We start from the raw sequence: 18,232 nt of genomic DNA on the forward strand, positions 1-18,232 counted from the left end.
CATTAAGGTACTAAAAATCTGCACATAGCCAAATAATATACAGGCTATGTGCAGATTTAATTCTTTAAAAAGCTGCAAGGAAACTTTTTCAGTGCCCTCTAGCTGTTGCGCTCCTGTTTTTTTATATTGCTTTTGATGCGTGTGTCAGACATATTGGAACATTATTGGATTATTGGTTTTATCCTGCTCACGACAGGTACCTGTATCGCCTGGCTTGTATATGGGTTGATGTCGGTAGGCAATAGGGGGATCATCTACCTGTTCGTAGTGTTCTTTAACATACTGGCCATCGTCAGCTACAAGAAGAGTTGAAAGTTGCTATTTGCATTTTCACTTTCACCTTTCAACTATAATGTGTTTTACGACATACTTAACTAATTTTTACAAACATCCTGCTTGCATTTATGCGCTCTCTTTTATATTTGATTCAAATCTGAAACAATATTTCAAATATGGAAAGCGTTATTCCAAATATGGAAAAAGCAGAAGAGAACTACAAGGTTCCGAATCTCGAAAAAGGGATCGCTGTACTTGAGTACTTGTCGCTTCACACCCAGGGTGAGACGCTTCAGGATATCAAGTCCGCCCTTGATATTTCACAGACTACGGCCTACCGTATTTTAAATACGTTGGTCCGTCTGGATTATTTGATCTATAATGAAGACACAAAAAGGTACAAGTTATCCCGTAAATTACTAACTTTGGGATTCAGATCGTTGAATGAACACAATTTGCTGGAAACTGTTTTGCCTCGTTTGCGCGATTTGCGCGACCAAGTGAAAGAGACGGCATGCTTCGGCGTGCTGGGGGACCGGAAAGGTATCTTTATCGAGCAGGCGCAGGGACATCATACGTTCCGTTTTATCCTCTCGCCGGGAAAACCTTTCGATTTGCATTGTTCGGCTCCGGGAAAGGCTATCATGGCTTATTTGCCGAATACAGTCCGGGACCGATATTTGTCTTATATGGAATTTACACGCTACAACGCCCGGACTATTACTACACGTGACGCTTATCTGGAGGAACTTGAGAAGGTCCGGAAATTGGGCTATGCCATGGATAATGAGGAAGAACTGAACGGTGTGATTTGCATCGGGGCGCCTATCTTTAATTATACGGGTTATCCTTGCGGGGCAATTTGGATTTCAGGCCCTAAGGACCGGCTGTCGAAAGAGGTCGTACGTGTTTCGGCAGACTGTATAAGGAAAGTGGCCCAGACGATTTCTCTTGAGTTGGGATATAGTAAAGCAAAAAAAATATAATATACCATGAACACACGAAAATACATGTTTAAAAACTCACTGGTGGCTTGTTTTGCCTGCTGTTGCATCTCCTTTGCTTCAGCAGGCAACCCACCGTTCTTCCCGACAGATGTCGTGGCGAACGCCAAAGGTGAGTTGCTGATGACAGATAAAGGAGTAAAGCGGGTGGATGTTTTTTCGCCTGATGGCAAGACATTGTTGCGTTCTTTCCCGATGGACGAAACGCCTACGGGTATCCTTTTGGATGGCGACAAGGCATATGTGACTACATTCGGAACGACAGGCCATTTACAGATCCTCTCGCTCGAATCGGGCAGGGTGGAGGCTTCTATTCCGACCGGTTCGGGAGCATGTCATCCGATGTTCGGTCCGGACAAGAAGCATATATATGTATGTAACCAGTTCCAGACCACGATCTCCGAAATCGATCCGGTTGCGTGGAAGGTGATGCGTACGGTGAAGGTATTGCGCGAACCGAAGTCCGCCGTGTTCAGCAAGGACGGCAAATATATGTTCGTCACGAACTTCCTTCCTGCACAGCGGGCTGATCTCGATTATGTGGCCGCCTGTGTATCCGTCATCGAAATGGATGGCTTCACGAAGGTGAAGGACATCCAGTTGGCAAACGGAAGCAATGCCCTTCGGGGAATCTGTATAACTCCCGACGGCAAATATATATATGTATCCCACAACTTGGGGCGTTTCACCGTCCCTACATCTCAATTGCAGCAGGGATGGATGAACACGAGTGCTTTCAGCGTGATCGATGTCGACAAGCAGGAGTTCCTGGGAGCCATCGTCGTGGATGAACCCGAACGGGGGGCGGCCGGTATCTGGAGCATTGCCTGCAACGACGAGTCTGTTTTCATCTCTCATTCGGGAACGCACGAGGTCAGCGTGATTGACCATAAGGCGATGTTGGAGAAATTCCTGAACTATCCCAATAAGGCGGTGTTGGACTACGACCTGACTTTCTTGTATGGCCTCCGCGAACGTATCCCGCTGGAGGGGAACGGTCCTCGCAATATGATCCTGAACGGTGACAAGCTGATTATCCCGACTTACTTTGCCGATATCCTGAACATAATGGATATCAATACGAACGAAGTGACGTCGGTCGAGCTGAATCCCGGACGTGAAGAAACGGCTGAAAACAAGGGTGAACGCTACTTCAACGATGCTTCTCACTGCTTCCAGAACTGGCAGAGCTGTAACGGCTGCCATCCGGGGGATGCCCGGACGGACGGTATGAACTGGGACTTGATGAATGACGGTGTCGGCAATTCCAAGAACTGCAAGAGCATGCTCTTTAGCCATATGACTCCTCCCAATATGATTTCCGGTATCCGTGAACATGCGGAACGGGCTGTGCGGGCAGGATTCAACTTCATCCAGTTTTTTGAAGTCTCGGAAGAAGATGCCGCTTGTGTGGATGCCTATTTGAAATCACTTCGTCCCGTGCCCAGTCCTTACTTGGTGAACGGCGAGCTGTCTGATTTGGCAAAGGAAGGACAGAAGGTTTTCGAAAAGCTGAAATGCGGGGAATGCCATAGCGGTGTTTATTATACGGATATGAAATACCACCGCATAGGTGAGGATATAGAGTTCGAAAAAGGTTGGGATACTCCGACTTTGCGTGAAGTGTGGCGTACGGCTCCCTATTTGTTCGACGGACGTGCCGCTACCATGAAGGAAGTGTTCAGTGTCCATAAACACGGCATCGAGAAGAAAGTTTCAGAGAAAGATATCGAAGCATTAACCGAATATGTGAACTCTTTATGAATTATTGCGATAAAATACATTACAATATCTATACGACCGGACTGGCTACTTTCGGTGAAATGGTAGACGCCCTGCTGGCACAGTTGCCTCAAGACGAACAGATTCTCCGTTTGGCATTCTTCGGCATGCCGAACGACAACGAACAATACGTCTCCCGCCGCATCATGCTGCGTGAGAAAATCCGTAAGTTTTATGGGAATCATGAACCGGTATTGAGTTATGTTTCCCAGCCACCTCTGAATGCCGGACTGATCTTGGAAGTCCATAGCTACAAAGCGGACGAAGACGATCATATCACCTTCCGCCGTCACGGCGGCTTCCCGTATGTCGTACTGGAAAATGCCGATGGCCGTTTCCTCTTTGCCGGTGGCCTCCATGGGGATGTGATAAACTTCGGTATCCAGCAGCAGTCCGCCGAAGTATTCCACATGATGGGAGAGGTGATGCGCCGGGAAGGCTTCCCTGTAAACTGCATCATCCGCCAGTGGAACTACATCGAGCAGATCACCCGCTTCGACGGGCCGGACCAGCATTACCAGATGTTCAACAACGCCCGTGCCGATTTCTATGGAAAGACGGACTGGAGCAACGGTTATCCGGCTGCTACCGGTATCGGGGCCAACTTGGGAGGCATACTGGTCGATTTGGATGCGGCCGTGTTCGCCCGTTCCGAATGCTATGCCACCCCGATCGACAATAAATTGCAGATAGCCGCCCACGCCTATTCGGACCAGGTCCTCGAAGCTGCCCAGCAGAAGAAAGCCACTCCGAAGTTCGAACGGGCCAAAAGCATGACTTTCGATGACCGGCGGATCGTTTATATTTCCGGTACGGCAGCTATCCGCGGGGAGGAAAGCCTGGTTGGAGTAGGGCTCGGACGCCAGCTCCATATCACGATGGAAAACATCGGCCAGCTGATTGGTAAGGCGAAACTGAAAATGCTGCGTGTCTATCTGAAAGAGAAATCCTTCTATGAGGAGGCACGCGAACTGCTGGAAGGATATAATTTGAATATCCCCATATCTTATATGTGGGCGGACGTTTGCCGGGATGAGTTATTGATCGAAATAGAAGGGATCGCCATCGAGTAAACGTTTCATAGGCATCAAACAAAAGTTTCCTCGTATGGAAACAGTCGTTTCACCCTATGGAAACAAAGTTTCTCCGGTAGGAAATAGGTACAGAACAAATATTACTAACTAAATAAACAAGAGAAAAAATGAAAAAGAATCTTATGAAATCGGCCGCTATGGGAGCCCTCCTGCTTTCGATGGCTGCATGTAACGGCAAAACATCTACTGGCGAGGCTACCTGTTGCGCAGCGGCAGGCGAAGGACAATGCACCGAACAGTGCGGAAACGACTGCAAGAATGAATGTAACAACAATGCTAACTGTAAAATTAATAAAGAAATGAAGTATTCAAAGAAGTACACAAATGCCGATTTCTACAAAGACGGCAAGTTCCAACAGGATGTTGCTATGGAAGCAATGAAAGACATGTTCGCTTTCTACGGTGTTCCTTTCACCGAACTGATGGCTAAGGACATGTGGGTGACTGATTTCGGTCTGGGTGATTTTGAAAACGTGGGTATGGGTGGTATTTTCTGGGTCAACGATCCTGAATACGGCTACTTCGCTCACGCGATCTACCTGCTTCCGGGACAGATGATCCCCGAACATGCGCATGTAAAGACCAAATTCCCGGCTAAACATGAATCCTGGATGGTAGAAAAGGGATGGGTTTACAACTTCTCTGAAGTAGGTGACGAGACTCCGAACGCTCCTGCTATCCCCGCTACCCACGGTGCGATCAAGAGCAAAAATTTCGTCGTACAGAATGTAGGTGATGTTCTTCGCCTGAAAAAACTGGAAACATTCCACTTTATGATGGCTGGTCCTGAAGGTGCTATTGTTGATGAATGGGCATGCTACCACGATAATGACGGCTTGCGCTTCACCAACACGAAAGCTGCGTTATAATAAGTAATAAACACCTTATAATTTATTACATGAACAAATACTATTTATTAGTATCACTCTTTCTGTCCTCTTCTGTTATGGTGTCTGCCGGCCCTAAGCAGAAGAAGGCGGAAACGTGGATTGATGCTTCAGTCAAAGCCAAAACGGAATTACAGGCAAAGCTGAAGAAATCCGGAATGCCGATCGTTTCTACCTGGATGAAGCATAAGGCGAAAGCCGAACCTTTCGTGGTAGACTTGAAAGGCGTGGATAAGCTGGTGCTTGTAACGGCCGGTGGTCCCGATGGTACGGATTACGACCAGGCTGTATGGGCGAATGCCCGTTTGATCAAAGCCGATGGTACAGCCGTATGGTTGGACGAAGTTCCTTATGAATACGGTGTTGCCGGTTGGGCAAAACCCAAGATGAACACGAATGCATACGATCATGAGATCGTTATTGCTGGAAAGGAATACAAACACGGTGTGTTCTGCCATGCGAACGGCACGTTGGTATACCCGGTGGGTGGCCAGTATGTCCGCTTCGAAGCCGAAGTCGGTATCGATGATACTTCAAGTGGCGGAAGTGTGTTTTTCCAGGCATTGAATACGGTTCCGACCTTTGTGGCGGAAGAATTGAACAACAAGTATCCGGAAGAAATCGGTATGCTGGGTGCGGTACTGGACGGCCTGGATACCTGGTTGATCACCCCGGATGCCTCAGTCGAAAAGCAGGCTGCGGATAATGCGATCGCCCGGTTGAAGGACGGAGCCTACTATTCGAATGTGGCAAAGCAGATCGCAAACGAAAAAGATCTCAATACACAGATACGCAAATATCTCGAACTGGTTGAGAAAGTACAGGAGCTGTACACGCTTCAGAGCGATTTGGAATGGCTGAACGTCGAGGCTGTCAAATTGGCTTTCGCCGATATGAAAAAGCAGAAAGGCTACGACGCCGCCAAATACGAACCGATGCTGAACGAACTGGTACGGCTCGAAAAGAAAGGCTTCAAAGGCATCTATAACGGTGACGAACAGGCTATCGCCGATGCCAAGAAAGCATTGGGATGCAAACGTGCCATCTTGCTGGCTAACCCGTTGCTGGATGCCGACAAGATCGTGGCAGCCCGTTTCAAGGTAGGTTCGAAGGCACACCAGATCATGACTCCTTCCTTGGGGACTCAGGCCAATAACTGGAGTAACCAGGAATCTGCCGGTCGTGAGGGCTTCGATGCCGAGATCGTCGAACTCTCCAATCTGCGTGGCGATATACAGATGCGTCAGGTCTACAAACCGAAAAACGGTTCTTCCATCGCTGACCTGAAACTGCATTGGGACGGTGACCGTGTGATGTTCACACAGACACAGGACGACAAGCGTTGGAACATCTATGAAGTGAATCTGGATGGGACAGGCTTCAAGCCGCTTGTGGAAAACGACGAGCCGGATCTGGAGTTCTACGATGGTACTTACCTGCCCGACGGTCGTGTGATCGCTATCTCCAACATCGGTTACCAGGGTGTTCCTTGTGTGAACGGTAGCGATGCGGTAGGTAACATGGTGCTGTATGACCCGAAGGACAAGAGCATGCGCCGCCTGACATTCGACCAGGATGCCAACTGGAATCCGGTCATCATGAATAACGGCCGCGTGATGTACACCCGCTGGGAGTACACCGACCTGACCCACTACTATTCCCGTATCGTAATGCACATGAACCCGGACGGAACGGAAAACAAAGCCCTCTACGGTAGCGGTGCGATGTTCCCGAACAGTACGTTCGACGTGCAGCCGTTGCCCGGCCACGGTTCGGCGTTCGTCGGTATCATCTCCGGCCACCACGGTGTGGCACGTTCAGGCCGTATGATCATCTTCGATCCGACCAAGGGACGTAAGAGCACAGCCGGTATGGTACAGGAAATCCCTCACCGTAACCGTCCGATCAAAGAAGAAATCAAGGACCAGCTGGTAAACGGTGTATGGCCGCAGTTCATCAAACCGACTCCGCTGAACGACAAATACTTCCTGGTTGCAGCCAAGTTGGACCCGCATGCCTTGTGGGGACTCTATCTGGTGGACGTCTACGACAACGTGACCTGTCTGATGCAGGCAGAAGGCGAAGGCTATATCAGCCCGATCCTGGTGCGCAAGACAAAGACTCCTCCGTCCATTCCCGACCGTGTGAAACTGAATGAAAAGGAAGCGACCTTCTTTATTCAGGATATCTACGAAGGAGAAGGCCTGAAAGGTATTCCTCGCGGAACGGTCAAGTCTCTGCGTCTGCATGCTTACGAATATGCGTATGTAAAGACCCGTTCCGACCATAACTGGCACGGAATCCAGTCCGGTTGGGATATCAAGCGTATGTTAGGGACGGTTCCTGTCGAAGAAGACGGTTCCGTGATCTTCAAGGCTCCTGCCAATACACCGATCTCCATCCAGCCTTTGGATAAGGACGGCGTGGCTATCCAGTGGATGCGAAGCTGGGTGACCGGTCAGCCGGGCGAAGTGGTTTCCTGTATCGGTTGTCATGAAGACCAGAACCAGATCGCGATCCCGAAACGTGTGATCGCTTCGCAGAAAGCTCCGTCTGCCTTGACTCTGCCCGAAGGCGGTACACGCTCTTTCACGTTTGACCTGGAAGTGCAGCCGATCCTGGACCGCGCTTGTATCGCTTGTCATAACGGTGAAGGAAAAGCGTTCGACCTGCGGGGTGGAAAGAAAGACAAGCTAGGTTATGGCACGTCTTATCTGAACTTGCATCCGTATGTGCATCGTCAGGGAGGCGAAGGCGACATGGTCGTTTTGCAGCCGTACGAATATCATCCCAACACGAGCGAATTGGTACGCTTGCTGAAGAAAGGCCATCACAACGTGAAACTGACCGATAAGGAATGGAAGACGCTTTATAACTGGATCGACTACAACGCTCCCGACAAGGGTTATTTCAATGCGAACGTATTGACTGATCTTCCTTATAAGGGATTCGACCAGATCAAGCGTCGTAAGGAATTGACCGACAAGTATGCGAACGGAGCCGGTGTCGACTGGAAGAAAGAAATCGCCGACTATGCCGACTACCTGAAGAAACAAGGCCCGATCACCCCGGTAATGCCTGAAAAGGCCGCTCCTGTAAAGGAAAAGACCTTGAAGGTGAAAGGTTGGCCTTTTGGTGCTGACCGGATCAAGGAAATGCTGGCTAAGGAGAAGGAAACCCGTAAGGTGGTTGAGATCGCTCCGGGTGTGAAAGTCAATTTCGTCCGTATCCCGGCCGGTGAATTCGTGATGGGTAGCTACCGTGGCGAACCGGATGCTTATCCGACTGCCAAGGTGAAGATCGACAAAGCCTTCTGGATGGCCGAGCTGGAAACGACAAACGAACAGTTCAACGTTGTCTTCCCGGATCACGACAGCCGTTTCGTCGACCAGCAGTGGAAAGACCACGTGGTTCAGGGATATCCGGCCAATAAACCGGAACAGCCTGTTATCCGTGTCAGCTACAACGATGCTATGGAATTCTGCCGGAAACTGAGCGAAAAGACCGGTCTCAAGATCACGCTTCCGACAGAAGCACAGTGGGAGTGGGCTTGCCGCGCCGGTAGCGACCAGGACTTCTGGTATGGCGACATGCATGCGGACTTCGGCAAGAAGGACAATCTGGCGGACAAGACAACGCTGTTGTTTGCCGTTTACGGTGTAGACCCGCAGCCGATGGCGAAGACCAACCCGTGGTACAAGTACTATACCTTCCTTCCGAAAGAAGAGAGCGTGGACGACGGTAACCTGGTCCAGGTCGGCGGCAAGGCTTATGAGGCCAATCCGTTCGGTCTGTACAGCATGCACGGAAACGTAGCCGAATGGACCCGTTCCGACTATGTATCGTATCCGTACAATGAGAAGACGAAAGAGACATCCGAATACAAAGTGGCCCGCGGCGGTTCTTATATCGACCGTCCGAAATATGCGGCTTCCCATACGCGTAAGGCTTACTATCCGTACCAGCGTGTGTTCAACGTCGGTTTCCGTATGATCATTGAAGATTGATAATGAAAAGGTATAGATGATATCTATCAACTAATAGAGGACACAGATGTGGCGGATTGCCACCGGTTATTTCATCAAACGATTAATCTGCGTACATTTGCCGCATCTGTGAACTCTAATAAAAAAGTAAATGAAAACAAATCTCGAAAGATTTTTCTCCTCCTTTGTAACGACGATCGTCCTGTTACTGATTTATGCCTTTGGCCTGGCCGTTGCCACTTTCATCGAAAAGTATCACGGTACAGCGACAGCCAAAGCAATGGTTTATTATTCCCCCCTGTTTTTTCTGCTCCAATTCCTTTTAGTCGTTAATTTTATCGCGGCTACGATCAAACACCAATACCTGAAACGCGGCAAATGGGGACTGATGCTGACTCATTTCGCCTTTATCATCATCCTTCTCGGCGCCTTGACCTCTTTCCTTTTCGGCGAAGAAGGAATCTTGCATCTGCGTGAAGGGGAGACAAGCAACCAGATTGCTGTCCGCACTTCCGATAACACGACCTTTCATACCCTGCCTTTTTCCGTTGAACTGAAGAAATTCACCTTAACCCGCTATCCCGGTTCCGCCAGTCCCTCTTCCTACGAGAGCGAAGTGATCGTCCATGTGGACGGGGAAGACCGCGAAGAGCGGATCTTTATGAATAACGTATTGGATGTAAAAGGCTACCGTTTCTTCCAGGCCTCCTATGACCAGGACGAACACGGGACCATCCTTTCCGTCAACCGCGACGTGGCGGGGCGGAACATCACCTACACCGGATATCTGTTGCTGGTCATCGGCCTGATCCTTTGCCTGGTCGGTAAGGATTCCCGCTTCATGCGTCAGAGCCGCCGCCTGAAAGAATTGCGCAAGGCGACCAACGTAGCGGTCCTGTTGCTTGCGCTCCTTGCCGTACCCCTGTCCGTAAATGCCGGCGGGAAGGCTTCCCCGATGCTCGATGCCGTGCAGAAATATGCGGTGAGCTCGGAACATGCTGTCCTCTTCGGAGCCCTTCCGATCCAGTCAGGTAGCGGCCGTATGATGCCGGTCAATACCTTCTCTTCGGAGATTCTACGTAAGCTCCATAAGTCGGATAAGATCGGTCAGTTGAACTCTGACCAGTTCCTTTTGAGCCTTTTAGCCATGCCCGATATGTGGATGCGCGTTCCCTTTATCGCTCTGTCCAATCCGGAGTTGGCCGCCTATTATGATCTGACGGACGGCGAGTGCGCCTATATCCAGGCCTTCGACAGTAACGGCAACTACAAACTGCAAGAGAAGCTGGAAGAAGCCTATAACAAGATGCCTGCCCAGCGTACGCGTTTCGACAAGGACCTGATGAAACTGGACGAGCAGTTGAACATCTTCCATCAGCTGATCAATCACCAGATGCTGAACCTTTTTCCGAAAGAAGACGATCCGAATCATAAATGGTATGCACCCGGCGATGACCTCTCTGCCTTTACCGGCAAAGACTCCATGTTCGTCTCCCGTATTTTCGACTGGTATTTAGGCGAAGTGCAGGAGGGCTTGAAGAGTGGCGATTGGGCGAAAGCAGATGAAGTGGTCGGCATGATCGACACCTACCAGCAAGCCAAGAACAAGACACTCGATATCAGTCCGAAGCGCATGCAGGCCGAATTGAAATATAACAAGATGGATGTCTTCCGCTATTGCAAGATCGGCTATCTGGTCTTGGGCGGACTGTTGTTGGTCCTTTCTTTCGCGATGCTGTTCCGCCGGACCCGCTGGATGAAGGTTGCCATATGGCTGTTAGGAGCCGGCGTACTGGTCGTCTTCCATTATCATATGTTCGGAATGGGGATGCGCTGGTATATCGGTGGCTATGCTCCCTGGAGCAATTCCTACGAGACGATGGTCTATGTGGGATGGGCGACTGTCCTTGCCGGACTGTTGTTCGTGCGCCGTAGTACGATCACCTTCGCGCTGGCCACCCTGTTCGGCGGTATCATCCTCTTCGTCTCCGGTCTGAACTGGATGGACCCTGAGATCAATCCGCTCGTACCGGTCCTGAAATCGCCGTGGCTGATGTTCCATGTGGCGGTCATTGTTGCCGCTTACGGCTTTTTCGGTATCAGTTGCCTGATCGGGCTGACCAATATGGTGATGATGTCCGTCGCCGGAAAGAAGAACAAAGAGATATTGAAAGCCCGTATCACCGAACTGAGTATTGTGGGTGAGATGGCGTTGTGGGTAGGGCTTGCCCTGATGACTGTCGGCACTTTCCTCGGTGCTGTTTGGGCGAATGAGTCCTGGGGTCGTTATTGGGGGTGGGACCCGAAGGAGACCTGGGCGCTGATCACGATGGTCGTCTATGCCGTAGTGACTCATCTCCACTTGGTGAAACGCTGGAATAGTCTTTGGTTGTTCAATCTGGCATCCGTGATCGCGTTCGCTTCCGTGCTGATGACTTTCTTCGGTGTCAATTATTTCCTGAGCGGAATGCATTCATACGGTCAAAATGATAATGTGCATGGAATATTCACCTATCTTTATATCGCCTTGGGGGTAGTCGTTATCTTGGCTGTCCTTTCGTACAGGAGATGGAAGACGAAGGTGTGAAACATATATGTTTTGAAAACGAAACACCGGTGTTTTGAATGCGAAACATCTATGTTTTGAGGTTGAGAGAACTGATAACGAATAAAAAATAGTACGAACACTTAAAATTAATTAGTCATGAGAACATTTAATCATGTCGGTATCGTAACGACAGAACAAGTAGAAGGGGCTATGTTTAACGAAGGCCTGAAAGTATGGTTGACAGACTATAGCAAAAGTCCGAATCGCATCGAATTCCTGAAATTCGAGGAAGGTAGCTGCCTGCCCGAACTGGTACAGAAACAGGGACACATTGCCTACACCGTTCCTTCTTTGGAGGAAGAGTTGAAAGGCAAGAAGGTGATCTTCGGCCCGGCCGTATGCGACGAACACCTGACGATCGCTTTCATCGAAGAAGAAGGCATCGCTATCGAAATCATGGAAATCAAATAATAACATTAATAACATACTTAAATAAAGGAGGAATATACCATGTCAGACATAAAGACAAAATTTATAAATGATCCCGAACAGATAACACCCGAATTGTTGGAAGGTTATGTATTGGCATATCCGGACCAGGTCAAGTTAGGTGGTGAAAACATCGTCGTACGTGCCAATCCGAAGAGCGAAGACAAAGTGGCTATCGTGACTTTGGGCGGTTCCGGTCATGAACCCGCATTGAGCGGATTCGTAGGCGAAGGTATGCTGGACTGCTCTGTCGTGGGCGACATCTTTGCCGCTCCCGGTGCACAGCGTCTGTTCCAGGCTTTGCAGCTGATGAAGCGTGAAGCCGGTATCCTGTTGGTTGTCCTGAACCACTCCGGCGACGTGATGAGTGCGAACATGGCTTGCCAGTTGGCAGAACGTGTAGGCATCAAGGTGAAACAAGTGCTGACTCACGACGATATCAGCGCCGGTATCGGTGCCGACATCAACAACCGTCGCGGCTTGGCCGGTTGTGTGCCTTTGTATAAAATATTAGGTGCTGCAGCCGAAGAAGGCAAGACGCTTGACGAGCTGGTCGAAATCGCCGAACGCTATAACAACAACGTCGCTACTCTGGCCGTTGCCATGCGCTCTTGTACGCATCCGCAGAATGGCGGTACGATCACCGACCTGCCCCAGGGCATCATGGAGATCGGTATGGGACAGCACGGCGAAGGCGGTGGCGGACAGAAACCGCTTGTATCTGCCGACGATACGGCTGCCGAGATGGTAGACCTGCTTTGCCAGCAGCTCAAGCCGAAGGCTGGCGATAAGATGATGCTTATCATCAACGGCGTAGGAGCGACTACCCACATGGAGTTGAACATCATCTTCCGTAAGGCCTACAAGGAACTGGAAGCCCGTGGCCTCCAGGTTGTCGTAAGCCGTATTCAGGAAATCCTGACCGTACAGGAACAGGCCGGTTTCCAGATGATCATGGCTATCCTCGACGAAGATCATATCGACTATCTGAAGAACAAACGTGCTGATGCACCTTACTGGACAACAATCGGTAAATAAACGAGATATGAAACAACTGACTATCGAAAACTTCAAGGCGATGCTCGACAACGCCTTGAAGAACATCAAAGAACGCGAAGACGAATTTTCTAAACTGGACGCCGTTATCGGTGACGGCGACCACGGCCAGGCAATCGTGACAGCCATGTCCGCTATCGTGGCTACGGCCCAGAAAGGAACGGAGTTCAAAACCATGCTGAACGATATGGGTTTTGACGTCATGTTGCAGGTAAGCGGTTCCACCAGTACGCTGTTGGGGGCTTTCTTCTTAGGTATGAGCGACCATGCTTCCGGTACGGAACTGGATGCAGCTGGAGTGAAAGCTATGTTTGCCGGCGGTCTTGCCAACGTGCAGAAACAGACGAAAGCCCAGAAAGGCGACAAGACCATGATGGACGCCCTGATCCCGGCTGTGGAAGCGATCCAGGCATGTTCTTCGGACGATATCAAGGAAATCCTCGAAGCCGGAGCGAAAGCTGCCCTTGCCGGTGCTGCTTCGACCGTAGAAATGAAAGCCAACTTCGGCCGTGCCCGTAACTACGGCGAACGCTCCGTCGGTTATGCCGACAGCGGTGCAACCTCCTGGAGTTGCATGTTTGAATCGTTCGCACAAGCGCTTTGAGAAATTAAGAATTAAGAATTAAAAATTAAGAAAGGAAAAAAGCTATGGCAGATATGGATGGGTTCAGAGAAGCGAATAATTTCGGCTTCGGACAAACTTCCCAATTCGACAATTTTCATGTAAAAGGTGCGTCTAACTACTCTTGGGGTATGAAAGACCGCCTCTCTCGTATCTTCAACCCGAAAACAGGCCGTGCCGTCATGTTGGCATTCGACCACGGGTTTATCATGGGTCCGACTTCTGGTTTGGAACGTATCGACCTGAATATCGTTCCCCTCGTACAATATGCCGACTGTATCATGTGTACGCGCGGTATCTTGCAGACTTCCATTCCCGCCAACATCAACAAGCCCGTCTGCCTCCGTTCGGATGCCGGTTCTACGATCCTGACGGAATTGAACCGTAACGTTTTGATCGATATCGAAGATGCGATCCGTTACAATGCTTCCGCTATGGCAGTCATGTTCTCTGCCGGCGACGGCGAACAGGAAGCCATCACGGCAGCCAACCTGGTGGAAGCTGTCGATATGGGAAACCGCTATGGCATTCCCGTCATGGGTGTGACGGCTGTCGGCAAACAGATGGCACGCGACTCCCGTTACTTCGCACTCGCATCGCGCGTATGCGCCGAGAACGGTGCTTCTATCGTGAAGACTTACTACTGCGACGGTTTCGAAAAGGTAGCTGCCGCCTGTCCGGTTCCCGTTGTGATCGCCGGAGGTAAGAAACTGCCTGAAAAGGAAGCACTCGAACTCTGCTACAACGCCGTTAACGACGGTGCTGCCGGTGTCGATATGGGACGTAACGTCTTCCAGAGCGAAAACCCTGCCGCCATGATCCAGGCCGTACACGCTGTCGTACACGAAGGCTTGACACCGGAACAAGGTTTCGAAATGTTCAAGGATTTACAATAATGTGCTAATGGGGCAATATGCCAATGTACCAATGGGATGAATGTCCCATTTGGAGTATTTCACCGGCATATTGGCACATTCGCAAATTGATAAATTATTAGTTATGCATAAATTATTTACTTATCTCTGTTCCGCATTGTTGCTGGTAACCGTTACATCCTGCGAGAAGAAGACAGAAAAATTGCTGTTGGGTGGTTCCGGTTGGAACAAGATCGTGATCATCGATAAGAACACCAAGCAGGTAGAGTGGGAGCATCCCCTCGAAAAAGGTTGGGAATGCAACTCCGCTGTTGCCACTCCCGACGGGAATATCCTCTTTGCTTATGCCAGAGGTGCGAAGCTGATCGACCGCAACCATCAGGAGATCTGGAATATTGCCGCTCCCGATACCTGTGAGATGCAGACCGCCCGCGTGTTGCCCGACGGTAACTATCTTTTGGGTTGGGTAGGCCATCCGGCTGTCATCATGGAGGTGAGCCCGAAGGGAGAAATCCTGTCGCGTACCGAATATGAGACAGGCATCGAACATCCGCATGCCCAGTTCCGCCAGCTGAACAAGAATGCCCGCGGTAACTACCTGATGCCCCTCTTTGCCACTTCCGACGTGCGCGAGATCTCTCCGCGAGGCGAAGTCGTGAAGATCACCCGTCTCGAAGGAACGCCTTTCACGACATTGGCATTGGCTAACGGGAACCATTGGGTTGCCTGTGGTGACGGTCACTCCCTGATGGAAGTGAACCTCGACAACGGCGAAGTAGCCCGCCGTTACGGTGAGAACGATATCAAAGGCGCCCGCCTGTTCTTCGTCGCCGGCTTGCTTCCTGCAAAGGATGGCGGCCTGTACGTCTGCAACTGGCAGGGACATGACAAGAATGCCGTAGAGGCCAACAGCCCCCAGGTATTCGAAATCAATGATAAAGGTGAAGTGATCTGGAATCTGAACGATAACGAAAGGTTCGGTATGATTTCTACGATTAGCACGATCGAATAGGTCACTGGTTTCATCACGTTTTTTCAGGCACGGATTTCTTTGAAATTCGTGCCTGAATCATATCTGCCTATATCTTTCCCTTCCTGTGTCTCTTTGAAAAAAATAGTGACGCTCTCTATCCATGCAGATTCCCATAACAATAAAATGACTAAAAAAACGTACGTTTCTTTTAGTCATTTTGATGGGGCAAATATACTTAAAATATTTGAAATTCACACATCTTCGTTTATTTTTTATTTTCCTGTCTGCCAAATATATCGAGTCTTTTGCACGCTATTTTCCGAAAGCCAACAGTTAACAATCTTTCGTAAATGGAATGACTAAAAGAAACGTACGTTTCTTTTAGTCATTTTGTAGACACTTAATCTTCATATGTCCAGACTGTTATGTCTTTTTCTGCTTTGGGACTGACGAGCTTTTGTGTGGAATGTATTGTTTGTTAAGTTGTTGTAAATCATATTGTTTCAAAAATAGGTTAACAGAGTGAAAAAATATATCCCGTTCTTTTGCCCGTTCTATCGGAAAGAGAAGGATAGACAATCTACTTATTTAGAAACAGTATAATTTTAGTATAAAATCGATATGATTTTGATAATGCTTGATATTCAATAAATATTATATATGATAAGATGTGCTATACCGCTTTCTAATCTATATATTATTTGATTTTTTTAGTTAGAGCAAAATAGAATTAATCCTTGATAATCATTGGATATTTATAATAATATCAAACTGCTGATTATTAGGTATATAAAAAATTAAAAGGTTTGAATTTCAAATAAATTAACTATCTTTGTGCGCTCTTGGGAAAATATATATTCAGTGTATAAAAGCTGTTTGAACAGCTTTTATTTTGTGCTATATAGCACAAAATAAACAACGTACAGTAACCCTTTTAATATTTTATTAAGATATTTTGCTGCCAAAATCGATTTCTATTCGTTATTCCACTATTGGGACTGACGAACTTTGTTGTAGGGTAATAAATTCTTTAATTATATGAAAATTAATGATTTACTATTAAGGTTAACGAAAGAGAAATACCTCAATCGCTGGATAATTTTTTTGATTGACCTGTTCCTTTCCGTCTTTTCGACCGTTACTTCTTTAGCTTTGGTCAGTTATATTCTGGATTGGAACTATACCGACCAGATCATTCTGACGGTTTTTCTGGCGTCGTTGTTCTGTAGCACTGCCAGCTTTCTTGTTTGCCAGACCTATAAAGGCATTATTCGCCATTCCGCCTTTACTGAAACCGGACGCATCGCCATGTCCTCTTCACTGAAAGTGGCGACCATCCTGCCGGTTCTTTTGTTTACGACCGGCCTTCTTTCCTTTCGTGGTTTCCTGCTGGGAAGTGTGGTGGATTTCTTCCTCACTTTTTTTATCCTGACGATCTTCCGTGCTTTCCTGATCACGCTCTATACCTTTATGGTGAGCAGCATTGCATCCAACCGGAAAGACAAGCTTTTCATATTCGGGCATGAAGATTCTTCTCCCGCCCTATTGAACGATTCCTTTCTGCGTGAAAACTCATCCTATCAGGTGGAAGGCTTCCTCCGTTTCGGCCAGCGTGTCTCCATGCGCATCGGTTTGTATAAGGTCTATTTCATTACCGACCAAGAGGAATTCAGCCGTTTGGTGAACCGCTACAATATCAAGGCGATCCTCTTTACGGACTATAAGGCGGTGAAGGAAGAAAGCGAACGTCTGGTTCGTTTCTGCGAAAAAGAGAAAGTCCGTATGTTGCTCCTTCCTTCTTTGGACGAACTGAAAGGAGGCAAACTGAAGATGCGCGCCCTTCCCGAAGTCCGCATCGAAGACCTGTTAGGACGCGAAGAGATCCGTATCAACATGGAGGAGATCGCAGGTTCCCTGAAAGGCAAAGTCGTTTTGGTCACCGGAGCCGCCGGTTCCATCGGTAGCGAACTCTGTCGCCAACTCTGCCATTTCGGGCTGAAGCAATTGGTTTTGTTCGACAGTGCCGAAACCCCGATGCATAACATCCGGCTGGAGCTGGAAGAAAAATTCCCCGATGTCGAGTTTACCCCGGTCATGGGAGACATTCGCATGATTCATCGTGTCGAAAGCATCTATCAGCGTTTCCATCCCCAGTTGGTCTTCCATGCCGCCGCCTACAAGCATGTGCCCCTGATGGAAGAGAACCCCTGCGAAGCCGTCCATACGAATGTCTATGGTACGCGTAACGTAGCCGATATGGCAGTCAAGTACGACGTAGACAAGTTCATAATGGTCTCGACCGATAAAGCCGTCAACCCGACCAATGTCATGGGAGCGTCCAAGCGTTTGGCGGAGATGTATGTGCAAAGCCTGAGCATCGCTATCAGCAAAGGCCGGCATTCCGGTAAAACCCGTTTTATCACCACCCGTTTCGGCAACGTGTTAGGCAGCAACGGTTCCGTCATTCCTCGTTTCCGCGAACAGTTGGCAAAGGGTGGCCCTCTGACCGTCACCCATCCCGACATCATCCGCTATTTCATGACGATCCCCGAAGCCTGCCGCTTGGTTTTGGAAGCCGCCTTTATGGGCAAAGGAAACGAAATCTTCGTCTTCGATATGGGAACCCCTGTGAAGATCGCC

13 protein-coding genes are annotated in these 18,232 nt (G+C 49.0%); all 13 read left to right on the top strand.

Annotated features, from left to right (window positions below; genetic code table 11):
* Positions 1–141 precede the first annotated feature (141 nt).
* Positions 142–312, top strand: a complete 171-nt coding sequence (locus tag BHV83_RS20380) for a hypothetical protein (protein ID WP_224204891.1) — start codon at positions 142–144, stop codon at positions 310–312.
* 140 nt (positions 313–452) lie between these two features.
* Entirely contained in the window at positions 453–1,262 is an 810-nt protein-coding gene (locus BHV83_RS20385; RefSeq protein ID WP_005638309.1) for an IclR family transcriptional regulator, read from the top strand.
* A 6-nt stretch (positions 1,263–1,268) separates the two neighbouring features.
* Positions 1,269–3,044: a YVTN family beta-propeller repeat-containing protein gene (locus BHV83_RS20390; protein WP_286757961.1), complete on the top strand. Its 1,776-nt coding sequence runs from the start codon at positions 1,269–1,271 to the stop codon at positions 3,042–3,044.
* Entirely contained in the window at positions 3,041–4,135 is a 1,095-nt protein-coding gene (locus tag BHV83_RS20395; protein ID WP_005638306.1) for a chorismate transformation FkbO/Hyg5 family protein, read from the top strand. Before BHV83_RS20390 ends, BHV83_RS20395 begins: the two co-directional genes overlap by 4 nt.
* 128 nt (positions 4,136–4,263) lie before the next feature.
* Entirely contained in the window at positions 4,264–5,025 is a 762-nt protein-coding gene (locus BHV83_RS20400) for a cupin domain-containing protein (protein WP_005638305.1), read from the top strand.
* Positions 5,026–5,054: 29 nt separating this feature from the next.
* On the top strand, positions 5,055–9,050 hold the full coding sequence (locus BHV83_RS20405; RefSeq protein ID WP_286757964.1) for an SUMF1/EgtB/PvdO family nonheme iron enzyme: 3,996 nt from the start codon (positions 5,055–5,057) through the stop codon (positions 9,048–9,050).
* A 130-nt stretch (positions 9,051–9,180) separates the two neighbouring features.
* Positions 9,181–11,616, top strand: coding sequence for a cytochrome c biogenesis protein CcsA (locus tag BHV83_RS20410; protein WP_286757966.1), 2,436 nt, complete (start codon positions 9,181–9,183; stop codon positions 11,614–11,616).
* A gap of 117 nt (positions 11,617–11,733) precedes the next feature.
* Entirely contained in the window at positions 11,734–12,048 is a 315-nt protein-coding gene (locus BHV83_RS20415; RefSeq protein ID WP_005638302.1) for a hypothetical protein, read from the top strand.
* Positions 12,049–12,087: 39 nt separating this feature from the next.
* Entirely contained in the window at positions 12,088–13,104 is a 1,017-nt protein-coding gene (locus BHV83_RS20420) for a dihydroxyacetone kinase subunit DhaK (RefSeq protein WP_195304837.1), read from the top strand.
* Positions 13,105–13,111: 7 nt separating this feature from the next.
* Positions 13,112–13,726 carry a DAK2 domain-containing protein gene (locus BHV83_RS20425; RefSeq protein WP_039850024.1) on the top strand — a complete coding sequence of 205 codons (615 nt, stop codon included), beginning with the start codon at positions 13,112–13,114 and terminating at the stop codon, positions 13,724–13,726.
* A gap of 44 nt (positions 13,727–13,770) precedes the next feature.
* Positions 13,771–14,640: a 3-hydroxy-5-phosphonooxypentane-2,4-dione thiolase gene (gene lsrF / locus BHV83_RS20430; RefSeq protein WP_005638299.1), complete on the top strand. Its 870-nt coding sequence runs from the start codon at positions 13,771–13,773 to the stop codon at positions 14,638–14,640.
* A 103-nt stretch (positions 14,641–14,743) separates the two neighbouring features.
* Positions 14,744–15,631 (top strand): beta-propeller domain-containing protein, encoded by an 888-nt coding sequence (locus BHV83_RS20435; protein WP_286757968.1) that lies wholly within the window; start codon positions 14,744–14,746, stop codon positions 15,629–15,631.
* A 999-nt stretch (positions 15,632–16,630) separates the two neighbouring features.
* Positions 16,631–18,232: polysaccharide biosynthesis protein (locus tag BHV83_RS20440; protein ID WP_286757970.1), on the top strand; the 1,602-nt coding region annotated here is incomplete at its 3' end.

It is taken from the genome of Parabacteroides sp. merdae-related_45_40 (assembly GCF_001915675.1).

Excerpts from the sequence above, each read along its gene's own strand:
- BHV83_RS20435 (WP_286757968.1), top strand. The coding sequence starts at position 14,744 with ATGCATAAATTATTTACTTATCTCTGTTCCGCATTGTTGCTGGTAACC.
- BHV83_RS20415 (WP_005638302.1), top strand. The coding sequence starts at position 11,734 with ATGAGAACATTTAATCATGTCGGTATCGTAACGACAGAACAAGTAGAA.
- BHV83_RS20395 (WP_005638306.1), top strand. The coding sequence starts at position 3,041 with ATGAATTATTGCGATAAAATACATTACAATATCTATACGACCGGACTG.
- BHV83_RS20385 (WP_005638309.1), top strand. The coding sequence starts at position 453 with ATGGAAAGCGTTATTCCAAATATGGAAAAAGCAGAAGAGAACTACAAG.
- BHV83_RS20400 (WP_005638305.1), top strand. The coding sequence starts at position 4,264 with ATGAAAAAGAATCTTATGAAATCGGCCGCTATGGGAGCCCTCCTGCTT.
- BHV83_RS20405 (WP_286757964.1), top strand. The coding sequence starts at position 5,055 with ATGAACAAATACTATTTATTAGTATCACTCTTTCTGTCCTCTTCTGTT.
- BHV83_RS20410 (WP_286757966.1), top strand. The coding sequence starts at position 9,181 with ATGAAAACAAATCTCGAAAGATTTTTCTCCTCCTTTGTAACGACGATC.
- BHV83_RS20425 (WP_039850024.1), top strand. The coding sequence starts at position 13,112 with ATGAAACAACTGACTATCGAAAACTTCAAGGCGATGCTCGACAACGCC.
- BHV83_RS20390 (WP_286757961.1), top strand. The coding sequence starts at position 1,269 with ATGAACACACGAAAATACATGTTTAAAAACTCACTGGTGGCTTGTTTT.
- lsrF (WP_005638299.1), top strand. The coding sequence starts at position 13,771 with ATGGCAGATATGGATGGGTTCAGAGAAGCGAATAATTTCGGCTTCGGA.
- BHV83_RS20420 (WP_195304837.1), top strand. The coding sequence starts at position 12,088 with ATGTCAGACATAAAGACAAAATTTATAAATGATCCCGAACAGATAACA.